At 63.9% G+C, this 12380-nt stretch carries 11 protein-coding genes and 1 pseudogene; 6 read left to right on the top strand and 6 right to left on the bottom strand.

Features of this window, described 5'->3' with window-relative positions; translation table 11 throughout:
- Positions 1-88: 88 nt before the first annotated feature.
- Positions 89-808, bottom strand: coding sequence for an isoprenylcysteine carboxylmethyltransferase family protein (locus tag D1F64_RS06370; protein ID WP_117411741.1), 720 nt, complete (start codon positions 806-808; stop codon positions 89-91).
- A gap of 389 nt (positions 809-1197) precedes the next feature.
- On the opposite strand from D1F64_RS06370, the gene D1F64_RS06365 reads away from it, so the two are divergent.
- From D1F64_RS06365 to D1F64_RS06350, 4 genes are all read left to right on the top strand, one after another.
- Positions 1198-1974, top strand: a complete 777-nt coding sequence (locus tag D1F64_RS06365; protein WP_117411740.1) for a transglutaminase family protein — start codon at positions 1198-1200, stop codon at positions 1972-1974.
- A gap of 302 nt (positions 1975-2276) precedes the next feature.
- Positions 2277-3401 carry an FIST N-terminal domain-containing protein gene (locus D1F64_RS06360; RefSeq protein WP_117411739.1) on the top strand — a complete coding sequence of 375 codons (1125 nt, stop codon included), beginning with the start codon at positions 2277-2279 and terminating at the stop codon, positions 3399-3401.
- Between the two features lie 22 nt (positions 3402-3423).
- On the top strand, positions 3424-5790 hold the full coding sequence (locus tag D1F64_RS06355; RefSeq protein ID WP_117411738.1) for a PAS-domain containing protein: 2367 nt from the start codon (positions 3424-3426) through the stop codon (positions 5788-5790).
- A 553-nt stretch (positions 5791-6343) separates the two neighbouring features.
- A complete protein-coding gene (locus D1F64_RS06350; RefSeq protein ID WP_248304643.1) occupies positions 6344-6679 on the top strand; it encodes a hypothetical protein in 336 nt (111 codons plus the stop codon).
- 205 nt (positions 6680-6884) lie between these two features.
- On the opposite strand, the gene D1F64_RS06345 is transcribed toward D1F64_RS06350, so the two are convergent.
- From D1F64_RS06345 to D1F64_RS06335, 3 genes are all read right to left on the bottom strand, one after another.
- Positions 6885-7118, bottom strand: coding sequence for a hypothetical protein (locus tag D1F64_RS06345; protein ID WP_162901343.1), 234 nt, complete (start codon positions 7116-7118; stop codon positions 6885-6887).
- Between the two features lie 566 nt (positions 7119-7684).
- Positions 7685-8362, bottom strand: a complete 678-nt coding sequence (locus tag D1F64_RS06340; RefSeq protein ID WP_117411736.1) for a response regulator transcription factor — start codon at positions 8360-8362, stop codon at positions 7685-7687.
- A 430-nt stretch (positions 8363-8792) separates the two neighbouring features.
- Positions 8793-9188: a RidA family protein gene (locus D1F64_RS06335; protein ID WP_117411735.1), complete on the bottom strand. Its 396-nt coding sequence runs from the start codon at positions 9186-9188 to the stop codon at positions 8793-8795.
- Positions 9189-9307: 119 nt separating this feature from the next.
- Between D1F64_RS06335 and D1F64_RS06330 the strand changes: the two genes are divergently transcribed.
- Positions 9308-9922: a TetR/AcrR family transcriptional regulator gene (locus D1F64_RS06330; RefSeq protein WP_117414468.1), complete on the top strand. Its 615-nt coding sequence runs from the start codon at positions 9308-9310 to the stop codon at positions 9920-9922.
- Between the two features lie 150 nt (positions 9923-10072).
- Positions 10073-10231: pseudogene (locus tag D1F64_RS24315) on the top strand (IS481 family transposase); the annotation flags it as partial.
- A gap of 37 nt (positions 10232-10268) precedes the next feature.
- Here D1F64_RS24315 and D1F64_RS06325 read toward each other — a convergent pair.
- Together D1F64_RS06325 and D1F64_RS06320 are read right to left on the bottom strand one after the other, a co-directional pair.
- A complete protein-coding gene (locus D1F64_RS06325) occupies positions 10269-11633 on the bottom strand; it encodes an ATP-binding protein (RefSeq protein ID WP_117411734.1) in 1365 nt (454 codons plus the stop codon).
- Entirely contained in the window at positions 11630-12289 is a 660-nt protein-coding gene (locus D1F64_RS06320) for a response regulator transcription factor (RefSeq protein WP_248304754.1), read from the bottom strand. Before D1F64_RS06320 ends, D1F64_RS06325 begins: the two co-directional genes overlap by 4 nt.
- Between the last annotated feature and the right edge of the window lie 91 nt (positions 12290-12380).

Genomic DNA, 12380 nt, shown 5'->3' with positions numbered 1-12380 from the left:
GACTTCCGGCGATATGACCACCACCCGACGCTCATCTTCGCTCTGTTTGATCCACCAATTCAGCCGCCGCAAAGGTTAGGCGAGTCACTCAGTAAATTCCTGGAATCAACCGGTAGCGCACGCGCTGCGAATAGTCTCGATAACCCGGCAACTCTTCCTGCAGGGTCCGGTCTTCGAGTGCGGTTCTGGTCACCGCGATGATCAACGCCACCGCAGCTGGAACAAGCGCCCACACCGAGCCCAAGGCCAGCACAATACCCAGCAGCGGCGGAATGTTTCCCGCATAGCCCGGATGCCGCACAATCCGGTATGGGCCAGTGTCACACACCACATGCCCGCGATCCGTCTGAACTGTCACCACGCTGAAAAAAAAGCGGTTCTCCGCCAATGCCCACGAAGCGAAAGCGTATCCGAGCACGATCAAGACGAAGCCGGGCACGACGAGCCACAACGGAAATTCAGGGGACCAGCCAAAGCGGTGATCCAGCCCTGCCACAATGACCATTGGGTATCCAAGACTGACAGCCATCAGCGGAGCAAGCACCTTGTCCCAGGCCTTCGCGCTTCGGATGTTCTCAGTATTTTGTCGTTCGGCCATCAAGCCCGGATGCCGCTGTTCCGCCCAAATGCGCCCGCCAATGCCAGCTGCAACGATCAGCAGGGAATAGATCCACGCCTGCCACCAACCGAAATCTCCTCCGCAGGTCAACAAAGCCAGTGGGATAGAGAGATACACCACAACGATACCGAACCATTGGCGCAGGGAGTCGGTTTGAACTGCTTTATGACCAACCATCTTCGATGACATGGCTTTCCCCCAAAATCACGCGGCTTCTATTGAGTTCCCAATGAATGAATTTACCGGCCTGTGCGGCTTTTGGCAGGCCCAGTGGGATGATCGGTTAGCCCAACCCGACTGTGGGCGTCAAAGGAACAAGCCCAACAAACTGAAAGTCGGCTGAGGCCGTGACTTTGGACCACGATAGTACGCTTCGGGTTGGAAGCGAGTGAAAGTTCAGCCTATGGCGAATGACCGCTCCGGTCCGTATCCTGAAATTGCGGCAAGTTCTCCTTCTGGCGCAATGCAGCCCTTGGTTCCCTCTCCACTCAAAAGCACCCCACCGCCCACGACAAATTTGACACTTTCCCCACGCCCTGCGCCCATGAGGAGCGCAACACGAAAACGGAACACGCAGCATGATCCTCGACCTTCACGTCCACCTGGCGTACCGGCTTGCGCGGCCGACGGATCTGCTGTTGCAGATCGAGGCGGCGGATCTCGCGGATCAAAAAGTGCTCTCAACCAGCCTCGACACCTCCGATGTCAGCCATTTCGTGCGGGTTGCGGCGGAGGATGGCCTTGGCGAGCGCATCTGGCTGCGCGCGGAGGAGGAATTTCACTGCGACTACAGCGCGCGCATCGACGTGGACCGGCCGACGCTCGACATATCGGCGCTCGATGCGGTCGCGCCGCACCTGCTGCCGGGCGACACCGTGCGCTATCTGATGCCCTCGCGCTACTGCCCGTCCGACGAGTTCCAGACGTTTGCCGCCGCCGAGTTCGGCCATCTTGAGGGCGGCGCGCGCATCGCGGCGATGCGCGACTGGATCAACGGCGCCTTCAGCTATGTCCCGGGCGCGAGCAACGCGCAGACGACGGCGCTCGACAGTTTTGTGCAGCGGCAGGGGATCTGCCGCGACTTCGCCCATGTCCTGATCACGCTGGCGCGCGCCTCGACGATTCCGGCGCGCTTTGCCAGCGTCTATGCGCCCGGGGTCAGCCCGCCGGACTTTCATGCCGTGGCGGAGGTCTATCTCGACGGGACCTGGCATCTTGTCGATGCGACCGGCATGGCGCCGGCGGACACGATCGCGCGGATCGGCGTCGGCCCCGACGCCGCCAATGTCGCCTTCCTCAGCGCCTTCGGGCAGGTGACCTTCGTTGAGCAATCCGTCTCCGTGACGCAAGCATAGATCCGCCCGCGTCACGCGGGATCCGGCCCACGCTCCCCCACGCGCCCCGGCCTTTTGCGCTGGCAAGGCGTCCCAATGACCTAGTTGCATGCCTTCCTGCGATGTCGGACACTTGAACCAACAAGAACAGTGTTGGAACGCCTCATGTCCGCCGCAGAAATTGGCTTCGCCGGCCTGCCCCGTCACCGGAGATCAGATCACCGGAAACCAGGTCGCCGGGACCCGGCGCCGGGTCGCTGGACGGCGTCCCCCCTGACATCGCCGACGCCGGCTTCCCCGACACCGAGGCCCCGGCGCGGCCGGTGGTCGCCCGCGCGTGGTCGCAATCGCGCCAGCCGGAGCGGATCATCGCCGAGCTGATGCTGGGCATGCGCGGCTGCAACCCGGCGCTGATCACCCTCTTCGTCTCCTCCAACCTGCCGTATGAGGAGATCCTCGACGCGCTGACCAAGGAGTATCCGGGCACCAAGGTGGTGGGCTGCACCACCGCCGGCAGCCTGACGGCCACGCGCTACGAGGCAGACGGCGCCATCGCCGTCGGCTTCGACCGTTCCGCCTTCACCTTCGAGACCTGCCTGCTCACCAACTTGCGCGACTATTCCATGGCCGGCAGCGGCGAGGCCATCGAGCAGGTGTATTTCGACCTGCTGCGCCGGCTCGAGCCCGGGCGCGACAATTTCTTCGCCATGCTGCTGGTCGACGGGCTGTCGCGCCGCGAGGAGGAAATCGCGGCCTCGGCCTACGCGGCGCTCGACGAGGTGCCGATCTTCGGAGCCTCCGCCGGCGACAATCTGAATTTCGACACCACGCAGATCTTCTATGACGGCCAGGTGCTGGAGGATTCCGCGCTTGTGGTCATCGGCGCCTCCTCGCGGCCCGTGGAGGTGTTCAAGTTCGAGCACTTCTGGCCCACCGACGAGAAGATCGTCGTCACCAGCGCCGATCCCGAGCGCCGCATCGTCTGGTCGATCAACGCGGAGCCGGCGGCGGCCGAATACGCGCGGATGATCGGCGCGGATCTCTCCCAGCTGACGCCGGAGCTGTTTGCCGCCAATCCGCTGCTGGTGCGCGTGGGCGGCGAGTACCACGTGCGCGCCATCCAGAAGGTGGGCGCGGACGGCGCGCTGCATTTCTTCTGCGCCATCGACGAGGGCATCGTGCTCACGCTGGCGCACCCGGAGGACATGCGCGACAATCTGGTGAAGAACATGGCGCGCATCGACGAGCGCCTGGGCTCTCTCGAGGTCGTGCTGTGCTTCGACTGCATCCTCAGGCGGCTGGAGGCCGAGCGGCTGGGCATCAAGCCGGACCTTTTGAAGATCTTCGAGCGCTACAACATGATCGGCTTCAACACCTACGGCGAACAGTACCGGTTTTTGCACCTGAGCCAGACGCTCACCGGGCTCGCCATCGGAGGCCCGCCGTGAGGGATGCCGAAAGGGATCCGGCATGAGCATCCTGTCGCTGAACACCGCGGACGCGCTGGAGGACCGGCTGCGCGCGCTGGAGGCGGAAAACGCGTCGCTTCGCGGCGAGAACGTCAAGCTGAAGACCGTGCGCGACGCGCTGATCCGCCAGGTCGACCGCAGCCACGACTTCACCGGCAACGCCTTCAAGCTGTTCCAGTCGGTTGCGGAGCTGGAGACCAGCGTCGAGAAGCGCATCCAGCGCGTGGCCCGCGCCATGAGCGAGGCCAAGATCGCCCGCCGCCAGTTGCAGCAGGCCATCGATTCCATCGGCGAGGGCTTTATCCTCTACGACAGCGACGACCGCATCGTCCTGTGCAACCGCAAGTACCGCAACTTCTTCCCAATGATGGAAGACCTCCTGAAACCCGGCACCCATTTCCAGGAAATCGTGCGCCGCGCGGCGGATGAGGCGGTGGTGGCCGAGGCCGTCACCGACCCGCAGGCCTGGATCGCCGCGCGCACCGAGCGCCACCGCCGCAAGCGCTGCCAGTTCCAGCAGCTGCTGTCGGACGGCCGCTGGATCCAGTTCTCCGAGCGCGACACCGATGAAGGCGGCAAGGTCGTCATCGTCTCCGACATCACCCACTTCAAGCGGCTGGAGGAAACCCGGCGGCTGACCAAGGCGGACAAGCAGTCCGGCGTGCTGGTCACCACCGTCGCCTCCATCGCGCAAGGCGTGGTGGTCTTCGACGACGAGCTGAAACTGGTGGCGTGGAACTCCCAGGCCGCCATGCTGCTCAACCTGCCTTACGTGGACGTGCACCAGGGCATGGCCGTGGGCGCGCTCTTGAAGCTGATCTGGAGCCACGGCGCGCGGGTGCCCTCCCAGCGCAAGATCGAGGCGCGCTTCTGGATCGCCAACGTCACCAAGCGCTATCCGCTGCGGCTGGAGATCTTCTATCCCGGCGGCCGCGTGGTGGCGGCCAACTTCCGCACCATGCCCGACGATGGTTTCGTCATCACGCTGACCGACGTCACCGCGCAGATCGACGCCGCACGGGTGCTGGAACGCTCCAAGGAGGAGCTGGAGCAGCGGGTGATCGAGCGCACCGCGGAGCTGACCGAACTCAACGAGATCCTGCACGACGAGGTCCGCCGGCACGAAAAAACCGCCGCCGATCTCGAGCGCGCCCGGCGCGCGGCGGAAGAGGCGAACCTGTCGAAGACCCGCTTTCTGGCGGCCGCCAGCCATGACCTGCTGCAGCCGCTCAACGCGGCGCGTCTCTATCTCTCGGCGCTGGAGAACTCCACCAACGTGCAGCCGCACGACCGCGAGCTTCTCGACAGCATCTCCCAGGCCTTCCATTCCACCGAGGATCTGCTCAGCGCGCTTCTGGACATCTCCAAGATGGACGCGGGCGGCTACCGGCCCCAACCCGTGGCGATTGATCTCGGCGCCTTGTTCCGCAACCTGGAGACCGAATTCGGGGCGCTGGCGCGCCAGCACGGCATCCGCCTGCGCATCGTCAAATCCAGCGCCGTGGTCTGTTCCGATCCGCAGCTGCTGCGCCGCATCGTGCAGAACTTTCTCTCCAACGCGCTCAAATACACCGCCAGCGGCTCGATCCTGATCGGCGCGCGCCACGCCGGCGGCCGCATCCGCATCGAGGTGCACGACACCGGCGCCGGCATCGCGCCGGAGGATCACAAGGTGATCTTCGAGGAGTTCAAGCGCGCCTCGGCCACGGCCCAGGCCACCAGCGGGCTGGGGCTGGGGCTGGCGATCGTCGAGCGCGCCGCGCGCCTGCTCGACCACCCGATCGGCCTGCACTCGCGTCCCAACAGCGGCGGGGTTGGCGGCTCGTGCTTTTCGGTCACCGTCCCGCTGGCGGCGCGCGGCGCAAGCGGCGGCCGGGAGGCGCTTCCCGGTCCCCGGACCCCGGCGCATCAGGATCCCGCCTCCGGCCCCGCGCCGGTGTTCATCGCCCAGCCGCCGGCGCATGTCCGCGCCCGCCATCCGGCCGATCAGGTGATCTTCGTGCTGGAGAACGACGCGGAGGTCTCCCGCGCCATGACCAAGCTGCTCGACAGCTGGCGGCTGAACAACGTCTGTGCCGCCTCGTTCGACGCCATGCTGGAGATCGCGCGGCGCCGGGGCCTGCGCCCCAGCGTGATCATCGCCGATCTGCATCTGGACGGCGCGCTCGACGGCATCGACGCCATCACCCGGCTGCGCAGGGAACTCGACGGCCCGGACGGCCCCGCCACCCCCGGCATCCTGGTGACCGCCGACCAGACCCGCGAAAACACCGACCGCGCCAAGGCGGCTTCCATCGAGTATTTCCCCAAACCCGTGAAACCGGGACAGCTCCGGGCCTATCTGTCGCATCTCGCCGTAGGGGCGTAAGCACCCTCACCCCAGCCCTCTCCCTGAAGGGAGAGGGGGCGGATACGGCAGACACGGCGCTCGGCGGCAAACACGGCGCTCGGCGGCAGCCACCGGACCGTCCGCAGTCCCTTCCCTTCTCCCCGCCGGGGAGAAGGGGACGCACAGCGCCGGATGAGGGGGCGCCCGGACGCGAGGTGATCGTGCTTCCCTTGCCGCGCGTTATGTCCCCGGCCGGCGACGGCACGTCTCTCCCTGGACGCTGTCGCGGCATAGATATTTTAAATAAATTCGTCTTTCGCGCCGCGCGGCCGATTTATATGCCCGCAACAAACGCACACTCGTCAAATTATCATGAAATATATCGACATCCAGAAAGCTGAAAAGGGGCCCACCTGAGCATCCTGTTCCGGATGAGATCAATCTCTCAGTGTGGTATCTCGCGTCGTATTCTATAAAAATACATCGTCTTGTCATGCAAGTTGTACGCATTTGTGTGCTACAATGCGGTACCTGCACGTGATCATACGTGCCTGTCCCCAACCGATTGGACGTCAATCATGCAGATTCCCGAATGGACACAACCCGCGCTCATGGGCGCGGCAGCGGGCGCCGTCGCCCTGGCGATTGTCGGCTTCAACTGGGGTGGCTGGATGACCAGCAGTTCCGCGAACGCGCTTTCCAGCGATTCCTCCGAAGCCGCGGTTGCCGCTGTCTTGACCCCTATTGCATCCGCAGCTCAACGACCGATCCCAAGGCGGCGGAAGTTCTGGCGGAACTCAAGGCGGCCAGCAGCTATCAGCGGCGCGGCATCGTCGAAAAAGCCGGCTGGGCGACCCCTCTGGGCGCCGAACGGCCCAATCGCGACCTTGCCCAGGCCTGCCAGATCGCGCTGTCCAAGGACACGTAGACCCTCGGGCGCCCAAGCGCGGCTTTGGGCTTTCCGGGGCGCCCGTCGCTCCGGAAAGCGGCCTCGCGCCCTGTCATGCAACACCGGACCGGACGGGCACGCGGAACGCGTGCGCTTTCCGGATCACGGGTCTTTGCGATCCGGGCCCGCCGCGCGCATGCGTGCTCGGCAAAGCAAATGCGGGAATTGGCGCGGGGTTTGCCGGCTACGCCGCAAGCTCCGGCGGCAACAGACCGCTGCGGTAGAGAATCGTCGGCTCGTCGTAGCAGTCGGTCTCCGCATCGACCTCCTGCGAGTAGGCGACCACGCCGTCCCGCGTCGTGGCCATGCGTTCGGCCATGACGATCGCCGCATCCGCGCTGCGCGCGGTGCGCTGCTGATCGGCGATCAGCGCCCGGCCCTTCTTGCGAAAACTCTGCACGGCGTATTGAGTCGTCATGGTGGTCCCTCAGGTTGACCACGGTCGTATCACGTCGCCCGCCGCGGATGCGGTTTCTTTTCTGAGACCACGCACCGGAAATCCGCCCGCATCCTCGTCCCCGCCGACCATCCCGGACAATCAGCGGGCGGACCAGTGGTACTTGGGCGGCCCATGCGATGCCCTCACTGTCTTCATGCTTTTCCCCGGTGTCATCCTCGGTGGGCCGCAGGCCTTTCCGGAGCCTAATCTTCCGTGTGGCCTGCCTTGGCGCGCATCTTGCGGCCTGCGGGTCCTGCAGGCCCGCCGTCACGGGAATGGCACGATGGAGATGAATGACGGCACGATATCAAGGCCAAATGCAGGCCCTGGCGGCAAGCCCTTCCCTTCTCCCCGCCGGGGAGAAGGTGGCGCACAGCGCCGGATGAGGGGGGTCAACGCTATCCGTATCTGTCTGACCTCGCCGCCCTCACCCTCTCCCTGAAGGGAGAGGGGGCGGATACGGCAGACGCAGCGCTCGGCGGCAACCCCTTCCCTTCTCCCTGCCAGGGAGAAGGTGGCGCGCAGCGCCGGATGAGGGTCCGCCCCTACCTCGAATAGGTCCCGGTGCGTTCCTCGCCTTTTGGCGTAAGCCCGATGGCCTGGTCGAACACGCCGCCCTGCGCCATGAGCACGGCCTGCATGCGCGAAGAGACGTCGAGTTTCTTGAGAATCGCGGAAACGTGCGCCTTGACGGTCGACTCGCTGATCGACAGCTCGTAGGCGATCTGCTTGTTGAGCAGCCCCTCGCCGAGCATGCGCAGCACGGTGGACTGCTGCGGCGTCAGCGTCTGGATGACGCGGGCGGTCTGCATCACGTCGCTGTCGGAACTTTCGAGATCCGAGAGCGCGAAATGGGTCTCCCCGGCGAGCACGGAGCGCACGGCACCGACGATCTCCTGGGCCGAGGCCTTCTTGTTGAGGAAGCCCAGCGCGCCATAGGTGCGCACCAGTTGCTCCAGCCGCGCGTCGTCCAGCCCCGAGAGCACCAGAACCGGCAGTTTGGGGGCGGTGGCGCGCAGATCGCGCAAGCCGTTGAAGCCGTCCACGTCGGGCAGCTTCAGATCCAGCATCACGAGATCGATGTCGTCGCGCTGGCGCACGATCTCCATGGCGCCGGCGGCGGAATGCACCTGGATGAAACGGCCGCCGGGATACGCCGCCTTGAGCGTCGCCTCCAGCGCCGCGCAGACCAACGGGTGGTCGTCGACGATCAGGATAAGCATGCGTTGCCCCTCCCTAGGGCACCGCTGATACGCGGATCACTTGTTCTATTTGCCAGTAGACTAACCGAAGCATGGCGCGGATGGCAATTCGCCTTTCGCGAGCCGGCGCGGGTTCGATGAAAGCCGCCGGCGCAGCGATCGCGGCCGCGCCGGCGGCCTTCTAGAGCGTTTCCTTGTTAAATAGAACCATTCTGCGGAGATGAATTTTGTCGAGGATCAAGAGGATTGGCGAAGGGCATATCGCGGATATGGCCGAGACGGGCCTCGCCGATAATCGGGAAAATTCATCCCGCCCAAAGGGTTGGTCGAAACCGGCCGTCCGCCGCGTCAACGGCCTCCGCCGTAGCATGGGCTACGCCGTTCGCCCGTTTCCTCGCGGATCGAACCGGTTTGGACCAACAGAATTGATCCCAATTAACAAGGAAACGCTCTACGCCGCGGGACAGCGGGCGATGACCTTGATCTCGAAGTCGAACCCGGCAAGCCAGGTAACGCCGACCGCGGTCCAGTTCGGCAAGGGTGGTTCGGCGAAGACGCGGCTCTTCACCTCCATGACGGCCCCGATCTGGGCTTCGGGGTCGGTGTGGAACGTGGTGACGTCGACGATATCACCCAATCCGCATCCCGCGGCTTCCAGCACGGCCAGGAGATTGTCGAAGGCCAGTTGCACCTGTTTCGCGAAGTCGGGCTCCGGCGATCCGTCGGGGCGGCTGCCGACCTGACCGGATACGAAGAGCAGGTCGCCGGACCGGATCGCGGCGGAATAGCCATGCTGTTCATACAGGGCGTGTCGATTGGCTGGGAAAACGGGTTCGTTGCGATGCATGTCGGTCGTCCTCTTGGTGGGTCGCCTCGCGAGGCGGTTTCATATACGATACGTATGCGACGTAATTCACATACGCCTCGTATGTCAATAGTCGAGACATGCGCCCGCAAGGAGGAATGATGGCCGCCACACGCGCTCAGATGATGGAAGAAACCCGCGCCAAGCTGATCGTGGCCGCGCGGAAAGCCTTTACCGAGAAGGGATATGCGGCCACCTCGATGGACGACCTGACGGCCGCTGCCGGGCTGACGCGCGGCGCGCTCTATCACAATTTCGGCGACAAGCGCGGCCTTCTCGCGGCTGTCGTGGATGAGGTCGACGGAGAGATGGCGGCGCGCGCCATGGCGGAAGCGGAGCGCCAGGGCGGCAGCGACTGGGACAAGCTTCTCGCCGAAGGCGCGGCCTATATCGAGGCGGCCATGGACCCCGAGATCCGGCGCATTGTGCTCCTGGACGGCCCGGCGGTGCTCGGAGACCCGTCGCACTGGCCAAGCCAGAACAAGTGTCTCGCCGCCACGATGCACACCCTGGAGACCCTGGCCGCGCAGGGCGCGATCAAGCCGGTCGCCATCGAAGCCGCCGCCCGGCTTCTGAACGGCGCCGCCCTCAACGCCGCGCTCTGGGTTGCGGCAAGCGACGCACCCCGCGAGGTTTTGGAGCAGGCCGTCGCGGCATTCGAGCAGCTCGCCTCAGGCCTTCTGACCGACGCGGGCGCATTGGCCGAGCGTTCCTGATCCCCGCGCGCTCCATCGCGCGCCGCCGTCTCAAGGGCGGACCATCCGATCCCTTTAGCCCGCTCGGACCGTGGGTGACCGACCCGCCGCGATCGCTTTCACAAGACTGTCAACGTCATGCCCCGGACGCGCAATGACGGCACGACCACCATGGAGATGCGCGAGACATTCCATGAGAGGGTCGAAGTCCTGCGGGCCGATCCCGACGCCTGGCTCATCCATTGCAACACCGGGCGCCCACATCTGGGGTATCGCGACACGGGCCGCAGACCCATCGAAGCCGCCATGTCATTCGCAAGCCAAGAAGGACAAGTGGACACCTGGCCCAGCCAAGGCGGTTGTATTTTCAATTCACACCAGGCGAGGGCCTCTTTGCCTCGATCGTGGCCCCGGTGTGGACATGGCTTGGGATAAGGATCTGAAAAATCAGACCGCTCGGCGCGTTGTCTGCGAGAGAGACGGTGCCGTGATGAGCACGCACGATATCGGAGACGATAGAAAGTCCGAGCCCGAAACCTTCCTGCCCTTGCGTCCGCGCATCCTCTCCCTTGAAGAACGGCTCGAAAACCCGCGTTCTCAAATGGTCTGGAATTCCGGGTCCGTTGTCGGTGACAAAGATCTCGCAGCCCGCCTCGCCGTTTCGCAGACTGACAATGACCTCAGTCGCGAACTTGACGCTGTTGTCGCAAAGGTTGGTCACCGCGCGCATGATGGCCAGTGGTTTGCAATCGATGATCGTCCGATTGGGCCCCTCGAACCGGACCCGGAAGCCGACATCGCTGAACTCCGCGCAAACGGTTTGCAGCAGGCTGGCAACATCAGCACGTTGTATGGGTTCGGTCGCATAGTCCTCCCTGAGGTATTTCAGGACTTCGTTCAGGAGGCTGTCGATGCGCATGACGTCAGACAACAGTCCCTCGCGCACCGGGCCTTCCTCCATGCGATCGGCGCGAAGCCGCAACCGGGTCAACGGGGTTCGAAGATCATGGCCAATGCCCCGCAGCATCCGTGTCCTTGTTTCGACCATCACCCGTATCCGGCTTCGCATCGCGTTGAGAGCATGGGCGAGCGCAATGATCTCGACGGGTCCGCGTTCTTCGAAAATCTCCGTGCTGTTTGCAATGTCCGAATGCGCGGCCGCTTCGGAAATCCGCTTGATCGGCTCGGTTATGACGCGAATGGCGAATATGAAAAAGAAGGCGATCAGGACGACGATGGCAACAGAATAATATGGGCCCTCGTTCAGGATCGAACTGTTCAGGATCGTATCCGGAAAACCGGAAAAGATGAGGAGCGTGGAGTCGTCGACCTTTGATGCAATCACTCTCTCCCCGTTCCAGAAGGTACGCCAGCCTCCCACGGGCAGGAGCATGTGATCGGTTGGAAAGAACCAGTCGACGGCCATGGCCAGCGCGCCTTCAGGTTCCGACGGTCCGGTGAAGGTCTCGCTGACCGAAAAGGGTTCCAGCGAGAAACGCCAACCGGCAGCGCGCGATGACGAAAGAATTGCCTCGCGTGTGCCCGGTGCGGAGTTTTTCAGGAGTTCCGCCATCGTGTCAACGCGCATGGCGATATCTTCAATGTCCGGCGCGGCATTCCTTGCCAACTGCTCCAATACTCTGCCGACGACGCCGACAACGATCAGCGCCATGACAATGATGAGCGTGATCTGGCCTCTTATCGTGATGGGCAGGAAACGCGTCAGCCTCATAGTTCCTCGACATTCGCGGTAAACATGTAGCCGCCGAGACGGATGGTCTTGATAACAACGGGGTCGCGGACGTCTTGCTCGATCTTTTGCCTCAGTCGGCTGATATGAACATCAATGCTGCGCTCGATTGGACCGGCCAGACCGGCATGGGTGACCCCCAAGAGTTCCTCTCGCGTCAGAACGCGGCCGGGGTTTCGGCAAAAGGCAAGCAGGATATCGAACTCATGCGTCGTCAAGCCGATGCGTGCGTTGGTTGGATCGTAGAGCTGCCGTCGAATGGGATCCACGAACCATCCGTCAAAACGCAGTTGCCTTTGTCTCGGATCCTTTTGCGAAGGCAAGGCCGCGCGCCGCAGCAGGCCGCGTATCCGCGCGATGAGCTCCCGCACGCTGAATGGCTTCGTGACATAGTCATCGGCGCCAATCTCGAGACCGACGATCCTGTCAATTTCCGCATCGGCTGCCGTCAGCATGACGATGGGAATATCCGTCGTAACCCTGAGCCGCCGGCACAGACTGAGGCCGCTTTCGCCAGGCAGCATGACATCAAGGATCACCAGGTCGAAATTGGATGCCCGCATGCACGCATCCATTGCAACGCCGTCCCGGGCGATCTCCGCGATCATTCCACTTTCGTTAAGGCTGTCGCGCAGCATGCCGGCGATCGGTGTGTCGTCCTCGACGATCAGAATTCGAGAGGCGTCCGACACGCTCTGGCTCCCTTCACCGTCGACACTCTGTCCATTT

It is taken from the genome of Breoghania sp. L-A4, from assembly GCF_003432385.1.
GTDB lineage: Bacteria > Pseudomonadota > Alphaproteobacteria > Rhizobiales > Stappiaceae > Breoghania.
The sequence above is the reverse complement of the archived record's forward strand: the minus strand, read 5'-3'. Positions and strand labels throughout refer to the sequence as shown.